General features: G+C 36.3%; 20 protein-coding genes. 6 read left to right on the forward strand and 14 right to left on the reverse strand.

Translation table 11 applies throughout. The annotated features are described in order from the left end of the window. Positions 1-328: 328 nt before the first annotated feature. The 7 genes from Q1A47_RS09265 to Q1A47_RS09295 all read right to left on the reverse strand — a co-directional run bounded on the left by Q1A47_RS09265 (position 329) and on the right by Q1A47_RS09295 (position 5,901). Positions 329-808 carry a co-chaperone YbbN gene (locus Q1A47_RS09265; protein WP_026680600.1) on the reverse strand — a complete coding sequence of 160 codons (480 nt, stop codon included), beginning with the start codon at positions 806-808 and terminating at the stop codon, positions 329-331. After that, positions 809-1,243 carry a disulfide oxidoreductase gene (locus Q1A47_RS09270; RefSeq protein ID WP_026680599.1) on the reverse strand — a complete coding sequence of 145 codons (435 nt, stop codon included), beginning with the start codon at positions 1,241-1,243 and terminating at the stop codon, positions 809-811. It lies immediately after the preceding gene. Positions 1,244-1,486: 243 nt separating this feature from the next. Next, positions 1,487-2,119 (reverse strand): response regulator transcription factor, encoded by a 633-nt coding sequence (locus Q1A47_RS09275; RefSeq protein ID WP_026680598.1) that lies wholly within the window; start codon positions 2,117-2,119, stop codon positions 1,487-1,489. A 15-nt stretch (positions 2,120-2,134) separates the two neighbouring features. Next, positions 2,135-3,166: a sensor histidine kinase gene (locus Q1A47_RS09280; protein ID WP_026680597.1), complete on the reverse strand. Its 1,032-nt coding sequence runs from the start codon at positions 3,164-3,166 to the stop codon at positions 2,135-2,137. 12 nt (positions 3,167-3,178) lie between these two features. Then, on the reverse strand, positions 3,179-3,910 hold the full coding sequence (gene liaF, locus Q1A47_RS09285) for a cell wall-active antibiotics response protein LiaF (protein WP_026680596.1): 732 nt from the start codon (positions 3,908-3,910) through the stop codon (positions 3,179-3,181). 13 nt (positions 3,911-3,923) lie between these two features. After that, positions 3,924-5,162 carry an MFS transporter gene (locus Q1A47_RS09290; RefSeq protein ID WP_026680595.1) on the reverse strand — a complete coding sequence of 413 codons (1,239 nt, stop codon included), beginning with the start codon at positions 5,160-5,162 and terminating at the stop codon, positions 3,924-3,926. An 88-nt stretch (positions 5,163-5,250) separates the two neighbouring features. Next, the gene (locus tag Q1A47_RS09295) at positions 5,251-5,901 is read right to left on the reverse strand and encodes a phosphatase PAP2 family protein (RefSeq protein ID WP_026680594.1); all 651 of its coding nucleotides are present in this window, start codon (positions 5,899-5,901) and stop codon (positions 5,251-5,253) included. A 108-nt stretch (positions 5,902-6,009) separates the two neighbouring features. Here Q1A47_RS09295 and Q1A47_RS09300 point away from each other — a divergent pair, with 108 nt between their 5' ends. After that, positions 6,010-6,447 carry a ferritin-like domain-containing protein gene (locus Q1A47_RS09300; RefSeq protein WP_026680593.1) on the forward strand — a complete coding sequence of 146 codons (438 nt, stop codon included), beginning with the start codon at positions 6,010-6,012 and terminating at the stop codon, positions 6,445-6,447. A 198-nt stretch (positions 6,448-6,645) separates the two neighbouring features. After that, entirely contained in the window at positions 6,646-7,821 is a 1,176-nt protein-coding gene (locus Q1A47_RS09305; RefSeq protein WP_026680592.1) for an amidohydrolase, read from the forward strand. Positions 7,822-8,083: 262 nt separating this feature from the next. On the opposite strand, the gene Q1A47_RS09310 is transcribed toward Q1A47_RS09305, so the two are convergent. Next, positions 8,084-9,295, reverse strand: a complete 1,212-nt coding sequence (locus tag Q1A47_RS09310; protein WP_026680591.1) for an ABC transporter permease — start codon at positions 9,293-9,295, stop codon at positions 8,084-8,086. Then, the gene (locus tag Q1A47_RS09315) at positions 9,288-10,034 is read right to left on the reverse strand and encodes an ABC transporter ATP-binding protein (protein ID WP_121604860.1); all 747 of its coding nucleotides are present in this window, start codon (positions 10,032-10,034) and stop codon (positions 9,288-9,290) included. The genes Q1A47_RS09310 and Q1A47_RS09315 overlap by 8 nt, the downstream gene beginning before the upstream one ends. Before the next feature lie 682 nt (positions 10,035-10,716). On the opposite strand from Q1A47_RS09315, the gene Q1A47_RS09320 reads away from it, so the two are divergent. From Q1A47_RS09320 to Q1A47_RS09330, 3 genes are all read left to right on the forward strand, one after another. Beyond that, on the forward strand, positions 10,717-11,148 hold the full coding sequence (locus tag Q1A47_RS09320; protein ID WP_121604859.1) for an HIT family protein: 432 nt from the start codon (positions 10,717-10,719) through the stop codon (positions 11,146-11,148). 153 nt (positions 11,149-11,301) lie between these two features. Next, the gene (locus Q1A47_RS09325; protein ID WP_166530602.1) at positions 11,302-11,823 is read left to right on the forward strand and encodes a tryptophan transporter; all 522 of its coding nucleotides are present in this window, start codon (positions 11,302-11,304) and stop codon (positions 11,821-11,823) included. A 120-nt stretch (positions 11,824-11,943) separates the two neighbouring features. After that, a complete protein-coding gene (locus Q1A47_RS09330; RefSeq protein ID WP_026680587.1) occupies positions 11,944-12,303 on the forward strand; it encodes a YtxH domain-containing protein in 360 nt (119 codons plus the stop codon). A gap of 133 nt (positions 12,304-12,436) precedes the next feature. Here the strand turns inward: Q1A47_RS09330 and Q1A47_RS09335 are convergent, their stop codons facing one another. The 4 genes from Q1A47_RS09335 to Q1A47_RS09350 all read right to left on the reverse strand — a co-directional run bounded on the left by Q1A47_RS09335 (position 12,437) and on the right by Q1A47_RS09350 (position 16,467). After that, positions 12,437-13,375, reverse strand: coding sequence for a glycine betaine ABC transporter substrate-binding protein (locus Q1A47_RS09335; protein WP_299631897.1), 939 nt, complete (start codon positions 13,373-13,375; stop codon positions 12,437-12,439). 69 nt (positions 13,376-13,444) lie between these two features. Further along, entirely contained in the window at positions 13,445-14,350 is a 906-nt protein-coding gene (locus Q1A47_RS09340; protein WP_026680585.1) for a glycine betaine ABC transporter substrate-binding protein, read from the reverse strand. A gap of 70 nt (positions 14,351-14,420) precedes the next feature. Beyond that, positions 14,421-15,275 carry a proline/glycine betaine ABC transporter permease gene (locus tag Q1A47_RS09345; protein WP_026680584.1) on the reverse strand — a complete coding sequence of 285 codons (855 nt, stop codon included), beginning with the start codon at positions 15,273-15,275 and terminating at the stop codon, positions 14,421-14,423. Further along, the gene (locus Q1A47_RS09350; RefSeq protein ID WP_026680583.1) at positions 15,268-16,467 is read right to left on the reverse strand and encodes a glycine betaine/L-proline ABC transporter ATP-binding protein; all 1,200 of its coding nucleotides are present in this window, start codon (positions 16,465-16,467) and stop codon (positions 15,268-15,270) included. The genes Q1A47_RS09345 and Q1A47_RS09350 overlap by 8 nt, the downstream gene beginning before the upstream one ends. Positions 16,468-16,827: 360 nt before the next feature. Here Q1A47_RS09350 and Q1A47_RS09355 point away from each other — a divergent pair, with 360 nt between their 5' ends. Continuing rightward, positions 16,828-17,316 (forward strand): GbsR/MarR family transcriptional regulator, encoded by a 489-nt coding sequence (locus Q1A47_RS09355; protein ID WP_026680582.1) that lies wholly within the window; start codon positions 16,828-16,830, stop codon positions 17,314-17,316. Between the two features lie 271 nt (positions 17,317-17,587). Here the strand turns inward: Q1A47_RS09355 and Q1A47_RS09360 are convergent, their stop codons facing one another. Continuing rightward, positions 17,588-17,932: a DUF1878 family protein gene (locus tag Q1A47_RS09360; protein WP_026680581.1), complete on the reverse strand. Its 345-nt coding sequence runs from the start codon at positions 17,930-17,932 to the stop codon at positions 17,588-17,590. Between the last annotated feature and the right edge of the window lie 119 nt (positions 17,933-18,051).

Raw genomic sequence — 18,051 nt, forward strand, 5'->3', positions numbered from 1 at the left:
CAAAATGATATTGCTTAGCCATACGTAATCCCTCCAAATTATTCCATTTATAATGTCAGAATAACGAATAACTTTTTGGTTTTTAAAATATCCTGCTTAACTTGACGGCTATGGGCCGCGCCCGTGGAAAGCGAAGTAATTAGTCGGAGCATTGCCCAATATACATCAAACATTTCAAAATAACTACTTGGCTTAACCAGTCATTGCACTGATTTTATACTTTCTTAACTTATAAGAAAAGCAAGCTAACTGTCATACAGTTGCTTGCTCTCGTTTACTAATTTTTTATAACTGTTAAACCATGATTATGAAAAAAATACATGACTTACTAGTTTTTTACATATTGATCAAAAAACGATTGAAAATTTTCTTCCCCTTTATCTCCTACAATACGAGCTACTTCTTTACCACCTTCGAAATGAATTAAGGTTGGAGTTGATTCTATTCCATACGCACTCCACTGATCATTAAATTCACGAAGATTCATTTTTTTCATATCCACGTTATTATCTTCAGCCAATGGCACAAGATAAGGCGTTGTATTCTGACAATGTACACATAATGGATCATAAAAATAGACAGTAACTGGATCGCCACTCTCCACCTTTTGACTTAAGTCATCTGGTAGAATTTGATTCCCGTAATTTGGATCATCTAACTGATCAATTGTCCCTTGATGAAGCTCCTTGTCACCATAAGGATTTTCATTTGACTCAACCGTTTTATTATTTTTATAATCAATAACAAAATATAGACCGGCAAATAATAGTACGATAACGCCAATAAATACTAGCATTTTTTTCTTCACTTATTTCATCTCCTTTTGCTCTTTCCATAAAATAAGGTGTAACACAAAAATAATGATGAATGCAGTACCTGCTAAAAACGGTATGGATACAAAACCAAAGTAGTTTACATAAGTAAGGTTACACGGAACAAGACCACAAGCTCCTCCTGTATCCTGCAATGCTGGTAACTTTTGCACCAAATAGTGGTAGGTTGAAACAAACATTCCAATTCCACTCATAATTAATCCGGGCAAAGCAATGGAAAGGTCTTTCTTTACTGCTGCAACACCATAGATAATGACTAATGGATACATTAATATGCGCTGAAACCAGCAAAGCTCACACGGTTCATAGTTCATAACTTCTGAAAAAAATAAGCTTCCTAGCAGTGCAATAAAAGCCTGAGCCCAAATAAGTAATAATAAATTCTCTGCTCTTTTAGAAATTTTCCCCATCGAAGAAGTCCTTTCTTTTTTGATAGGATCGACACCAAAATACTGTTCTTTATAAGTAAGCACCCTTTAAAAGCACAACAGTGGATAATATGCAGTCAAGGAACTATAAAGTCAGTCTTATCGCACTATCGAATACTATCCTATTAGTTTACTACATATGTATTATACAAATCTAGGGGGTGAATGACAAAAGGCTAGCTTAAAATCACTCCTATTCTGTGACAATTTTATGAAATTTGCTAGTTAATTACCTGACAAATGATTACGATGAACATACACAGCAGCTTGTGTACGATCATGGACCTCTAGTTTAGATAAAATATTACTCACATGTGTCTTTACCGTTTTAATACCAATAAATAATTTCTCACTAATTTCTTGATTGGTCATTCCATTGCCAATACATAATAACACCTCTAATTCACGTTCTGTTAATTCATCATGCCGTTTTTTTTCAACAGAACGAAAGCTCGACATCATTTTTCCAGCTACTTTCGGCTCAATCACTGTTTCACCTGCAGCAGCCTTTTTAATTGCGTCCGTAATCTCAGTAGCTGAAGATGTCTTTAATAGATAGCTAAAAGCACCTGCTTCTAGTGCTGGAAATACCTGCTCATCATCATAGTAACTTGTCAAGATAATGATCCTACATGGAGGATTCGTAGCCATGATTTTCTGTGTGGCATCAATACCAGTTCCATCCTCCATAATTAAGTCCATTAACACGACATCTGGCTTGGTTTCACGAATAAGTTCTACTCCTTCATTACCACTTGAAGCTTCCCCTACTACATCTATAGCATCGTCTGTTTGCAAATATGCAGTTAATCCCTTCCTCACGATTTCATGATCGTCTACAACAACCACTCGTATCATCGCCTCATTCCCCCTTTAACACGGAATTCGAATATCAATGTAAGTTCCTTCTTGTAAATTAGAACGAACAGAGAATGTCCCTCCTAGCTCTTCACTACGCTCTTTCATTGTTTTTAATCCATAGGATGTTTTTCTTTCATGTAATACATCAAAGCCTTTTCCGTTATCACGAACATGCATAAATAACTCATTGGATCGTTTCGCAATATCAATACGTACTTCGGTTGCATTTGCATGACGCAAGATATTTGATAATGATTCTTGAACTATTCGGAAAACTTGTTCTTCAATTGTTGAAGAAACCGATAACTGATTAGGAATACTAATATGGAATTCAATATTGCTTTTCTGTTGTAATTCATTTATTAATTTAGAAATACCATCTGACAATGACTCTCCAGAAAGGTATACGGGACGTAAGTGCAATAACAATGCACGCATTTCTGCCTGTGATTGAAGTGCGGCTTTAGACACTTCAATCATTTGTGTTTTTGCTTTTTCTGGGTGTTTGTCAAATTGCTTAATCGCCGCTTCCGATAACATCGTTAACGCAAATAGCTGTTGACTGACTGCGTCATGCAAATCTCTAGCAATTCGCTGCCTTTCCTCTATAACAGCTGCTTTATGTGCTGATTTAGCAAATTCAGACTTTTCATCCGCCATTCGTTGTAAGGAACGTACTTGATTTTGTAATTTTTCACCGAGCTCATTCATTTCATTACCAATACGCGTAATCTCGTCTCCTTCGTTAAAATAAACTTTTGTCGTATAATTACCATTAGCAAATTGGGTGATTTGTACAGAAAGATAGTCAAAACGATCCTTAACATCTCCACCAGACTTAAACCCTGCATATACCGAAATAATTAGTGCTAATCCAATATATAACGAGATAAATAAAAATATACTTGCAGCAGATAACCAATTTGGATGAAATAATACATAGATAGAGAGTAATATAGATAAAATCGTTACACATGTTAGAAACAATCCATATATATGTGAACGAATATAACTGTAACGAATACTAGCAAACCGCTGATTCATGTGGTTAACCTCCTACACATAATCTATTCGAATCGATCCAGCTTTTAATTTGATATTAAAGTCAATTTTTCGAAGGGATGTATCATAAGCTTTTGTTTCATAGGTTAAGGAACGATTAATCCCCTCTGCCGTTTGACCAATAACATTTACTTCCCCTGCCTTCACAGAAGCGTACACCTTGAACTCAACACTTTCAGGCATTAGAATTGTTACATCACCTGCGAGTGAATGAATGGTTATCGGTATTTCTTTATCTGGAATAAATGCCTTGGAAAAGTCAAAGTAGAAATCACCAGCCCAGTTACTTAGCTTCATTGGCTCTACTTTCCAATTCTGATTAATAAATTCATGACTACCAAACGAAAACATAGAGGTATGATCCCCATGATCTCCTTTATATTCAACCTTCATTTTTTTTCTACCTACAAGCATAAAGCCAATATAAATAATTAATAATGGCCATAACTTAAATATATCCCCAAATGTAAAGGAAATGATTTCGAATCGATCCAATAGAAGTAACGTTCCGAATAGGATAAAAAAGGAGCCAAAGATCCAGCTCCCCCCAATTTTTTTTAAAAAATCAAATAACCACTTTAATCCAATTACGATGAAAAATATTGGATAAATATATGACCAAGCCAAAGAAAAATTGAAATGAATTACTCCAATATTAGCTAATACGAGCATGACGCCTATTGCAATGAAAGTAATCGCAATAAAATAGCGCACCATATTTTTCATTCTGTTCACCCTTTTATGAAGAGATTAATGTTCGTAGTTTCTTGTTCTTTAAATTATATATGGCAATGAACATAACGACGATTCCACTGACGATAATAATTGTCTGTATCGACACGCCGACAGCAATTAATAATGATGTAATAACATAAGAGATTGGAACAAGTCCTGTTGATACAGTCATTAATAGACTCATCATTCTGCCAAGCATTCGTTTCTCCGTCGACTTTTGTAAAATCGTCATGATTGGTATGTTTACTAATTGTAAAAGGAATGCCAGGCTAGCAACTAAGCCAGCAGTTAGGTAAAGATAGGATGACATACCGATAGAAGTATAGATAACTCCTAATACGATTAAACTAATAATGACAGTTAATCCCTGCTTTTTTAGCTTTATCGATGCTAGGAAAATAGCACCAATCAATGCACCTATCCCCATTGCTGTTTGTACAGTGGCCAAGCTAATTGCATTACCAGCAAAAATGTCCTTTACAATGATAGGCATCCCTATTGAAAATGGCCCTGTAAAAAAGAAGTTCAAGAAGAATGCAGTAAAAACAATGGACATAATCAGTTCATTTTTTCTAGCGTAGGAGAAGCCTTCCTTTAAATCCTCCAACGGTGTCTTCTTCTCCCCTGTCGCGTCCGCTTGCTTCAATCGCATAAATAATACAGTCAAAGAAGCGATAAGTAACATGACAAATGCTACAGAAAAAACGCCTTTAAACCCAAGTAACGCTATTAATGTTCCGCCTAGTGCAGGTCCTAAAATCGGGCTAATCTGTGTCGTCATTTGAATAAGAGAATTACCTCGCTGTAACTGCTCTTTTTCCAAGATCATTGGCGTTAGTGAATTAATAACTGGGTAACTAAAAGCATCGGAAATGCCAAATAATGCAGCAAGCACAATTAAGTGCCATACGGTGACCGCATCCATAAATAAAAATAATAGTAAAACGAAAATTAAAATTGCCCTTGTAAAATCAGAAATAAATAAAATCGTACGCTTATTAAAGCGATCTGCTACTATTCCTCCAACTGTCAATAATAATAACCGTGGTACAGAGGCTGCGAAGAATAACATCCCAAAATAAAATCGATTGTCATCTAATGAGAGCATAAGCCATTCTGCACCAATTAAATAGACATAATATCCTGGTGCAGAAAACAATGATCCAATAAATAATAATATAAAATTACGATTTTTAAATATCGGTAAACCTTCTTGTTGATTTTGTTGTACTGTAGCATCCATTGAAAAAACTCCCCCTCGTCAAATTCGAACTATTCTTAGCTTACTTATATTTATAAACGAGAGAAACCTTCCAAAGGATGCTTTTAATTCAGCCTCGAGACGGATAACAGCGTTTCTTTTGTAACCACTGGTAGAGATTAATACTCACTAGTAAACAAAGAAAACCAATAAGAAACCCAGCGAGCACATCTGTTAAATAATGGACATTAATAATATAACGGCTTATTCCTATTAAAAATATGAGCATAGCAAAGAAAAATTCAATGATAAACCGCCTCTTGGACGATTGTAATCGTTGAGATAGAAAATAAGCGCATAAACCATAACAAACCATCGGTATCATGGCATGGCCTGAAGGGAAACTATGACCTTCTGCATTTGCGGCAACTAATATGCTAGGTCTTTCTCTATCAACAAGATGTTTGATCGCAACGTTTATGTAATGCGTTAAGAGTGTGCCACCACTAAGTATTACAGCTGGTAACCAATCCTGATAGAGGAACCAAAATACAACTGCCATAATAATCACGAATGGAATAGTGAATGGCCAAGAGCCTAAATCTGTAAGAAAACGGAAAACCTCATAAAGTATGGAATCTTCTTCTAATCCGATGACAGGATCCCTTGTCCATTGGTCTAGATAAGGAAGTTTATGATTCATGATTTGATATATCCACCAACCGTTAATACACAGAGCTATCATTAAAAGTAGAAGGATATATTTACGGCTATACTGCATGCTTATCCCTCCTATTTCTATTTATAATACATGAAAATAGGTTTTAAAAAAACCAGATAGGGAAATGTATCTATAGAACAAACAAATTTTATAAAGGGTGAGTAATAAATGGAAAAAGAACTACAATTATTAATCGATGGACTAAATGAAGACTTATCGCATGAATATGCAGCTGTCATACAGTATACTTATAGTGCTTCCGTTGTATACGGATTATACCGCTCAGCCCTCAAGCCTTTCTTTGAAGCAGAAATCAATGATGAATTAGGTCATGCTTTATATTTGTCTGAGAAAATAAAATCACTTGGAGGTAATCCGACAACAAAAGCTGCAGATATTCCTCAGCCTACGGAAGTAAAGGATTTATTAGAAGCCACACTTCAATCAGAGGCTGCTACCATTGAACGATATGAAAAACGTAAAAAGCAAGCGGAGAATTTAGGTTATACGGAGCTAGTTGTTAAGCTTGAGGATCTAATTACTGACGAAACACAACATAAAGAGGAAATTGAGCGTCTATTAGCTGACCCTCGATTAGCATCATAAATAAACAGTTTGCTTTCGGAACAAAATTTATTAGCGATTAACCCCTACCTCAAATGAAATGGAGGTAGGGGTTTTTCTCTATATGTATTTACATATATCCGTCCATACATGAAATTATCCTCAATTTTCATGTATACATGCCTAATAAATATTTTTCAATGTTATAATAAGTGAAAAAACATCGAGGAGGTCTTTTGCTTGTTAGAAAAAGTCCATCAGTCCATTGATCAGCTCTATTCAGAAATGGTTCATATACGTAGACATTTGCATCAGTATCCAGAGGTTTCTTTTCAAGAAACAAAAACCGCTGCATTTATTGCTAATTATTATAACGAGCTAGGTATTCCTTGTGACACAAACGTAGGGGGAAACGGTGTAATCGCAACCCTGAAGGGGAAAAAGGCAGGCAAAACGATCGCGTTACGTGCTGATTTTGATGCACTCCCTATTCAAGATGAAAAGGATGTTCCCTACAAATCCAAAGTTGATGGTGTCATGCACGCTTGTGGGCATGACGGCCATACCGCTACCTTACTAATACTGGCAAAGGTTATGAAAGAATATCAAGATCAACTTCCAGGAACCATTGTATTTTTACATCAGCATGCAGAGGAATATGCACCAGGTGGAGCTAAGCCAATTATTGAATCAGGAGCCATAGATCACGTCGATGCGGTATTCGGCACCCATTTATGGGCAACAACACCTGTTGGTGTTCTGCAGACTTCCAAACAAGCATTTATGGCAGGAACGGATCGATTCGAGATTATTATTCAAGGAAAAGGTGGTCACGGGGCTTACCCACATGAAACAAAGGATGCGATTGTGATCGGCTCTCATTTAATTACTCAGCTTCAACAAATAGTAAGTAGACGTGTAGATCCATTAGATACGGCCGTTGTAACTGTAGGCGTATTTGAGGCTGGTGAGGCCTTTAATGTCATTGCAGACAAAGCAAAGATTGTTGGCACTGTACGCTATATTAATCCCGAACTCCAAGACAAGATTATTGAGGATATGAAATGCATTATAAACGGAGTATGTATAAGCAGTGAAGCAACCTACTCCTTTAACTATGTGAAAGGCTATCCTCCGCTTATTAATCATGCAAAAGAAGCTGAATTAGTTCTGCGAATTGCCGAGAAAGATATTGAGGATATTTATAAAGCAGAGGAAATTAATCCGTCTATGGCAGGAGAGGATTTCGCTTATTACCTCATGGAAAAGCCTGGAGCCTTTTTCTTTACCGGTGCGCAAAAGCATGCAGATCCTTATCCACACCATCATCCTAAATTTGATATTGATGAGAGATCCATGCCGATTGCTGCAAAAACACTCATTCAAGCCTACTTTGCTTATCAGGAACAGGAATAATTACAATTAAGGATTTTATCTCTCAAAGAGCTTGGAACGATGCCGCAGCCTAAAATATAATCGTTTTCCACCGGCAGAGCCCTCTCGCTGGATACGGAAGGTTTCGGTAGTGATTCATCGCACGTAGAAAAGCACGCCTCTTTTCCAAGGAATCTCGCATTTATTTTAATCAGAAAACAAACTATAATTAGTTTTAACTAATAACTAATTATAGTTTGTTTTTTATTGGTTCTTATTTACTTTCGTCCAAGATTCTTTTTCTTTATACTAATTTTTTCTTTACATACCCAAGAATAAATAGAAAATTAAACAAGCTTCCACTGATAAGGAAGATTACCATTCCTAAGTATTGACCTAAAGCGATAAATACAATGGAAAATATAACGGTTTGTATACCAGTTAACTGAAATAACAGTTTCATTAATGACGCTTGACGCACAGCCTTAGAAACTGGATAAAGGTCTATCCACATCACCGTTCTATGATGCTGATAAAGTGCCATCATCTGAAAACTGCTTAAGTATAAAAACAAAATAGCAAAAACTACTTTTAACCAGAATGATGGAATAAAATATATAAACAGTCCGCCTATTACAATCAGTCTTACAAACATACCTAAATAATCGCCGCTTCTAATAAAGGTAACTCGATATAGATAATCATACGTGTATTTCTGCATAAATGGCAAGCTGCTTACCAACTTTACAAGCCATTGTCGCTTGCGCACACGACTCTTTAAATGAGGTACATCAGCAAACATATTAGCAAGACGATAAAATGCTTGCATTCTATTCTGGTCTTTTTCTACGAGTAAATCCCAAACAATTCCTGGCTGCTTACGGCAAGTTTGATAAATATAGAGGAATAATGCTGTAAATAAGACAGTGCTTATACCCGCTAACAGCATATTACCATCGATTAAGAAGTAAAATACCGCTACATTTAGCACTGTTCTAACTGTAATATCTGTTCGACGTACGCCAGGTTCTCGAACCTTAAGCATCCACCAATTTGCAATTAAATTTCCTGCTTTAAATAGGAGTAGAACAGCAATGGTAATCATATAGACTTGACCTGATCGCCTATCATAGATAGTACTATACAGTGGTCCCAATGCTGCAGCAGCTAATAAAACAAGATAGAGTTGAATGATAAAGCTATAAAGCAAGGTATTCCGAAAATAAGGACCCATTTTATGTTCTGCAGCAATTAAAAATACAAGATCAGGCTCTTTAAGTAATGTGCGTACAGGACTATAGCTAGCAATCATACCGAATACTGTACCAATAATTATTGCAGCAGGGAAATTTTCTGGTATTTCTAGGAGCCACTTTTGATAATAAAACGCAAGCGCAGAAATGAAAAATAGCAGAGCTACAGCAATATGTCCATTAAAAATGTAGCGTAGATAACGGCTTGTCTCTTTTACATGAGCAGCAAATCGATTTTTAAAGAAAGCATGTGAATCAAACATGGCTATCTTCTTCCTTTGTTAATTGAACATATAAATCATCTAATGTTGCACCTGGCATATTAAAGCTTTCACGTAATTCTTCAAGCGTACCCATTGCCCTAATTTCACCATCGTGTAATATTACAAAGCGATCACAATATCGTTCAGCAGTTGCCAATATATGTGTAGACATTAGAACACCAGAACCATTATTCTTCATTTCCTCCATAAGTTGTAAATATGACTGAATACCTAAGGGATCTAATCCAACAAACGGTTCATCTACAATGTACAATGGTGGTTCTATTAAGAAAGCACACATAATCATTACTTTCTGTCTCATACCTTTAGAAAAGTGAACCGGGAACCAATTTAGCTTTTTCTCCATTCTAAATTCTTTAAGTAATGGCTGTAATCTCTTTTCAAAAACTTCTTCTGGTATATCATAAGCCATTGCCGTTAAGCGAAGATGCTCATAAAGCGTTAATTCATCATAAAGTATTGGCATCTCAGGGATATAGGCCATTTGGTTACGATAACTTTCCGCATTTTCTTTAAACGTCTTGCCATTAACAGAGACTGTCCCCTTTTTTGCCTGCATCAAACCAATGACATGCTTAATAGTCGTACTTTTCCCTGCTCCATTTAACCCGATTAATCCAACTATTTCACCTGAATGCACGTCAAAAGATATTCCATGAAGTACATTTTTATGCGTGTATCCGCCGTATAGATTGTTAATATGTAATAATGCTTCCACGATTGGCTCCTCCTCTTCGTCTAGTGTATATTTTATCATTTGTGGAAGGGAAAACCAAAGTAAACTATATGCTTTTTTTCGACAAAACGAATAATACTAGCCTGTTTAACATTCATTGTTAAGGAATAGGTGACTCCCTCTCTAGTAGAGGGCAAATGATTTACAAAAAAATTGTATAATTTTTAAACTCGCGTAAACACTATTTAGTGAAGGGATAAGGATGTAACCAAGTTCACCAGAAACAAGTATTTTTCGTGTGATAAACACAAATGAGGTGTCAGCGATCGAGTATCTAATGTAAATTTCGTGTATTCTTACACAAATGAGGTGTTAGTGATCGATATCTAACTGAATTCGTGGATTAAACACAAAAATGAGGTGTTTGTGAACGGTAATCTAATGATATAAATCCTTTTTTTGAGCACATCTTCCATTAAGAAGATACAACAAAAAGGTTTTGTAAATGAGCGTAGCAAAAAGCTAATTGCTTTTAAGACAGTTGTTTACAATGTCCCCGCGTTAGAAGACATTCTTTCCCTTCATCAGACTAGTCCTTTGGGCTAGTCTGTTTTTGTACAGATCACTTCTATTTCAACTTTCTGTTATTTTCACAATAGAATTCTTTACAATGACGGCTATTCCTATATACAATAAAATAAAAAGCAGAGGAATGGTGATACGAATGAGTCATGAAGATTGTATTTTTTGTAAAATTATTGATGGAGAGATACCCTCCGCTAAGGTGTATGAGGATGAAGACGTCTATGCATTTCTCGATATTAGTCAAGTAGCTAAAGGCCACACATTGGTTATTCCAAAAACACATGTGAAAAATATTTACGAAACACCAGCAGAAGTAGCTTCTAAGCTATTTGAACGCGTACCCAAAATTGCGAATGCAATTAAAGATACGTATAAACCGATTGGAATGAACTTACTAAATAATAATGAGAAGGCTGCCGATCAGTCCGTATTTCACCTACATATCCATATTTTACCTCGCTACGTGGAGAATGACGGATTTTCTTCCAATTGGACAGTGCATACTGACGACTATACATCAAATGATTTACAACAAATTGCAAGCGAAATCAATAGCGCTATTAAATTGTAATAAACTGGCTAAAAATAAAGCTACGAATCTTTATATTCGATGACAAATTTGTTATAATAGCATTATACTCCTGCAGCTGACAATCAGTGTACAGTTGAGGAGCAAAGCGTTACTTGTTTAGAGCAGAGATAGCTGAGAAGAGGAGAGGTATAAATGAATACAAAAGCGCTGGTTACTTTGTCCCTATTAGTAGGTGTTGGTGCAGTACTGCATACAGTAGTTCCGCCGATAATTTTTGGAGTTAAACCCGACATGCTACTTTCTATGATGTTTTTAGGAATCCTTTTGTTTCCTACGTTAAAGTATGTAGCGATAGTAGCGATTGTAACAGGAATTGTGTCTGCATTAACGACGACAGCACCGGGAGGGCAAATCGCAAATCTTATTGATAAGCCAATTACTGCAGTTATTTTTTTACTTTTGTACCTGCTTTTGAAAAATCGCTTAAATAATTCGATTAGTGCCCCACTACTTACAGCAGTGGGTACCATGATTTCTGGTGCAATTTTCTTAAGTGTAGCTTTATTCATTATCGGTTTAATGGATGGCTCATTCTTGGCATTATTTGGGCTTGCTGTATTACCAGCTGCATTACTTAATACAATTATTATGGCTGTCGTTTTTCCGATTGTACAGCGTATTATAAAGAGGTCACAGCCACTTGTATCTACTTAATCGATATCAAATCCTCTGGCACAATGTCGGAGGATTTTTTAAAAATTACTTATTAATTACGTTTGACACTATACCCCTTAAAGGTAAATATAACTATGAGGGGAAAGGAGCGAATAAATAATGACTAACAGTAAATCATTATTATTAGGTATCCTAGTTGGAGGGAGTGTTAGTGCAGCAGTTACTTTATTAAGCACTCCATCAACAGGTAGAGACTTTCGCAGCCAAGTAAAAAGCAAAAGTCTAGAATGGAAAGACATGTTATTGAATTTAAAACAAGATGGACTTCGTTTAAAAAAACAAATTCGTGCCACTTCTCAGGAGGGTGCGACCTTAATTAAGGAGCTCACCCAAGATATGAAAAAATCTGTAGGTGATTGGAAAGCAACTGTAGAACCCCATCAAGAAAATATTCACCATTATTTAGAACAAATTGAGTCGAGTTTAAAAGATTTAGAGGAAAAAGTAAAAACACAGTAATCCCAAAAGGTTAAATCAATAGGAAAAGCACAAAAAGCTTACGCAAGGTTCCCCCTCAGTAAGCTTTTTGTGCTTTTTGAACAAATGTAGGAACTTCAGCGTCACTATCTTGCATAAGATATTCTTCTCCTACTTACTTTGACTTTGCTTGCAAGTCTTCAATCGAATCAATATCCATGTATTCTGGTACAACAAGCCCGATTTTTGCTCCTTCTAGATTTGCACCCATATCTACAAAGTCCTCCTTGAATTCATCATAGAAATCTTTGTGTGTCATAGGCATCCATGCAGCTAAGGTAGCATCTGCATCACCATTGGCAATAGCCTCAAATACAACAGCCACATCTACCGGAGTGATGGTCACATCAAATCCTTTTTGACGTAATACCTCTGCTACAACATTTGCTGATGAGCGTTCTGAATCCCATGGAGTAGACACTAACTCAATGGATACGCCATCTACATCTTCTACGCCTTCTGTCCAGGCTTTTACTTTTTCAGGATTGTCTTTTACCCATTGCTTCGCAACTTCTGCAATATCCTTACCACTTTCAGAGGCTTCATACATGATACCTTCCATGTCTTCAACGCTCCAATTGAATTGATCAATTAATTTATAAGCATTAGGCTTATCCTCTTTTAATCCTTTACGAGCTAATGATTTGATAACCTCTACATCGCCATAAATTCCATTTGGATCTTCTAAATATTTAATATTATCAAATTTCGCAAACATCCAATGTGGATTCCAGCCAGTAACAACAATCGGCTCTTCATTTTTAATAGCATCTTCCAACTCTGTTACCATCGCAGCTGTTGATGACTGCTCTAATTCCCAGCCAGACAATGTTTCATATTCTTCAATTGCTTTTTCTGTCGTAACAGTTATACCTGCTCCTGGTTCAATACCAGTGATCGTGTAATTCACTGCTTCACTATAATTCGTTTCTTCACTAGCTTCCTTTGAACCATCTGCTTGCTTATCTTCCGATTCACTTGAACCACAAGCAGCTAATACAAATACAGATAGTAATCCAACACATAACATGGCTAACCATTTCTTATTACTCACCTAAACATCCTCTCATTAATTTATATCAATAGGAAAGCTGATACGATTTGTATCAGCTTGTCATTTTACTTATTCTACTCCTTTAACCCATTCATCTACTTTTTCTTGGTTTTCCTCTACCCATGCAGCAGCTGCATCTTCAGGAGAGGTTCCGTTAGAAATTTCAAGCATTACAGCTTCCATATCTTCAGTAGTCCAGTTAAATTGGTCTAGAATTTTATATGCATTTGGCATATCATCTTTAAGCCCTTTACGAACCATCGTATCAATGGTTTCTGCTTCACCAAATGTACCTTTTGGATCTTCTAAATATTTTAATTCATATTTAGCAAATTTCCAGTGTGGAGTCCAACCAGTAACAATAATATCTTCTTCGTTTTCAATAGCTGAACCTAATTCCGTTGCCATTGCTCCACTAGATGAGGTTTGTACTTCCCATCCCTTCAGATTGTCATAATCTGTTAAGGCTTGTTCAGCGGCTCCAACAACACCAGCTCCTGGTTCAATACCAGTAATCGTTTTGTTGGCTTGTGCATCTAAGTCTTCAATGCTATTTACATCCATATATTTAGGCACAACTAATCCAATTTTTGCACCTTCAAGGTTTGTACCAAGTTCTTCTACTTGATCACCATATTCTTCATATTGGTCAGCATGTGTTGCTGGTAACCACGCAGCCACCATACCGTCTGCTTCACCATTTGCGACAGCTTCCCACATTACAGCGTTATCAAGTGGTGTTAATTTCACATCAAAGCCTTGATCTTCTAAAACCTTTCCAACGACGTGTGTAGAAGCAATTTCTGAATCCCATTCAACATAAGCTAATTCAATTTCTTTTGCTTCACCTTCAGAAGCTGTTCCTTCATCAGAACCATTACCTGTTGACTCATCATCAGAGCCACAACCAGCTGCAAATAATGATAATGAAAGCCCTGCTACTAGACCAAGGCGTTTCCAATTACGTTTAAACATAATGCTAATCTCCCCTTTTATTTAAAATTTATATATGGAAACTTTTCATTAGAAAAGATACCAACATAGGTTATTGTTTTTGCTTATTCATATTTTGAGTAATTCGATCGATAATAATCGCAAGAATTACAATTCCCACTCCAGCAACAAAACCAGTTCCTACTTGAGCTCGTTGCAATGCAGATAGTACTTCTCTACCAAGCCCAGGTGCACCAATCATAGAAGCAATAACTACCATAGATAGTGCAAGCATCACGGTTTGGTTTATCCCTGCCATAATCGTCGTTTTTGCCATTGGTAATTCTACCTTAAATAACTTTTGTGCTCCTGTACTACCAAATGCCTCGGAAGCTTCAACTAATTCCTGAGAAACTTGACGAATTCCTAAATTTGTAAATCGAACGGTTGGTGGTGTTGCAAAAATCAGTGATGCAAAAACACCAGGGACCATACCAATTCCGAAAAAGGCAACAGCCGGTATTAAATATACAAAGGCTGGCATTGTCTGCATAAAGTCAAGAATCGGCGTAATAATTGCTGATGCTATTCTACTTTTTGACATCAGAATTCCTACAGGCACACCAATAATTACCGATAAAATACTAGCAAGTAATACAAGTGTAAAGGTACTCATTAAGTGCTCCCATAATTCTTGGTTATAAATAAACCAAAGTCCAACAATCGAAAAAGTAGCTAGACCAAATTTCTTACCGGAAATAAAGAATGCAATAACTGCAACTAAAAGAATTATGATAACCGGCGGAACAGATATTAGAAATTCAGATGTACTCTCCATAAAACTTCCGAAATGTTCTTTGATCGGGTCAAATAAAAAGGAAAACTTCTCCGTAATCCATTCCGTTGCGTCTTTCGTTTTCTCTGCAATCGGTAATTTTGGAACAAAATCTAATACATTATTAAGCATTTTCTAAATTCACCTCTCCATCACTGGATAGTGCAGCAAGAACTGCACCTCGAACAATAATTCCAATTAATTTTTCATTTTCCACTACAGCTACTGGAATTGGTGAATCATGGATAATGTCAAAAATCTCATGCATCGGTGTTTCTCTTTCGACTTTCGGAATATCATTCTTCAAAACCTCTGTTAAGTTATTAATTTCTTTTTTGCGAGCTTCTGATGCATCATCGGCGGTTATATAGCCTTTCAGGTTACGCTTGCTATCTACTACAAAAATGCTAGATAATCCTTCTTCGCGCATGCGTTCTAAAGCTACACGTGGACCATGCTTCTCCATGTTTACTGTTTCTGGGCGTTTCATAATATGCTGTGCAGTCAATACCTTTGAACGGTCAACGTCTTCAACAAACTTTTCAACATAATCATTTTCAGGATTGACTAAGATTTCTTCAGGTGTTCCGATCTGAACAATTGATCCATCCTTCATGAGTGCAATCCGATCTCCAATCCGTAATGCTTCATCTAAATCATGCGTAATAAACAAGATCGTTTTCTGCATAGTCGTTTGTAAATCTAGTAATTCATCTTGCATTTCTTTACGAATTAATGGATCTAATGCAGAGAAAGCCTCATCCATTAAAAGGACTTCAGGATCGTTAGCCAATGCTCGAGCAAGACCAACTCGTTGCTGCATTCCACCTGATAACTGACTTGGTTTCTGATGAATATAATCTCCTAAACCTACTAACTCTAGTGCTTCCTGCGCTTTTTTCTTACGATCTTCCTTTGGAACCTTTTGAATTTCCAAACCGTATTCAGCATTTTCTAGAATGGTACGATGTGGAAACAATGCAAACTTTTGAAATACCATACTTAGCTTTTCTCGACGGACTTCGCGCAATGATTTTTTATCCATCGTTGCTAAATTGTCTCCATCTATCATAATGGTTCCTTCAGTAGGCTCTATCAAGCGATTGATTAGCCGTACTAATGTTGATTTACCACTTCCAGATAACCCCATAATGACAAAGATTTCCCCTTCTTCAACAGAAAAGGACGCCCGATTCACCCCTACTGTGTTGCCTGTTTCTTTTAAGATGGCATCCTTTGACAAACCTTTATCGAGAAGCTTTAGCGTTTGCTTCGGATTTTTACCGAAAACTTTTGATAGATTTTTCGCTTCTATTACTGGCAATTCATTCACCTCTTTTTTCTATTTCAGCCCATGACCCATGATGAAGGGACTAATACTTTTCTATCAGGATAGCTACACAAAAATACGCGTGCAAAACTATCTTGCATGTTATATAGATTTCCACGAGCTCCGAACAAATTATTCAATTACTTTATCTACTATAACGATTTTAAAGATACAATACAAACTTTAAATTCTATTAGTTTTGTATATATTTTTTGTACAGTTTATACTGTACGAACATTACATTAAATTTGCTTTGTATACCTCCGATTTCCTTTAAAATACTAGTAGATAAACAGTTTTTAATCATTGGGTAATTAGTGTAATCTTGATATATCAAGGCTTTAGGAGGATTTTATGAATAGACCTCAAACAGAAATAATCACCAATAAAATCATGTTGGAATTTTCAAAAACGGTAGAGATGTTCGGATTTACCCCGTTAGAGTCACGATTGTTTGCCTTTTTATACTTATCAGAAAAGCCAAAAACATTAGACGAAATGGCTGAAGCCCTCGGAAAAAGCAAAACTTCCATGAGTACGAGCATACGCTCACTTTCAGATCAGAATCTTGTAACACGTGTTTGGAAAAAAGGGGTCAGAAAAGATCTTTATGAAGCACATACGCAATTATTCAAGTCATTTATGAATTCCTATATTAGCAAATGGATAGATGCAGCGAATCAGCAAAAAGTATCTCTAGAAGATATTAATGACATCATTAAAGAAGGAAAGGATTCTGATTCCAATGCTAAGCTTTATCTTCATATGGAATCAAGGTTACATCATTTAATACAGTTCCATCAGCAAGTCGAGGATTTATTTCGCGAGATGAAGCAGGAATAGTATTTAGGTGCAATAAGCATGAAAAGAAATAATCGCGGACCATTGTTTATAGCAGAACAAAAGTAGCGACTGGAGCAAGTCAACGGGGGATAAGGAATTACGATGAGCTTGCGAGCTGATGATGACTTAGATTAGGGCGATTCATGAAGTCACCTAGTTTCTGGGCGCTTGCGCTGGACGCGGATCAACATACCCATATTTATCCACATGTTAATTTTTATAGTTTCCAGACAATAAAAAAGAAGATAATTTCAGTACATTATCTTCTTTTCTAACCCTTATTATTTTGTTTGATTATACGAATAAATTCATTCATGAGAGAGGGGTAGAAGCCTTCTCGTTGCAGCGCATTAATCGTACTATCCGGTTCAAGCTTTTCTGTTAACATACCTGCAAAATGAATAAGTAATGATGAGAAATGAATCAGACCTTCTTCTTTTTGTGCTTCATATTGTTCGTTAAGCTTCTCGAGGCGCTCCATTAGAATAGCAAATTCTTCTCTTGTTAAATTTCTTTCAATCACTAATTTCGTAAATGGATATTCATCCATATCAATTATTTTGGAAAGTAGTTGTAAATGAAAAGCTGCTGTCTCAGCCTCATTGAAAGTGCCCACTTTATCATACTCCTCCCCTACTAGCACGCTTTACGTCTACCTTACATAGGCTTAATATTAAACGATCTATAGCAGCATGTCCTTACTTGTATTATAAACTTTTCTTAACGTCCAAAAAA

Origin of the sequence: uncultured Virgibacillus sp., assembly GCF_947495635.1 — a bacterium.
In the GTDB taxonomy this organism is placed as follows: Bacteria; Bacillota; Bacilli; order Bacillales; family Amphibacillaceae; genus Virgibacillus; species Virgibacillus salarius.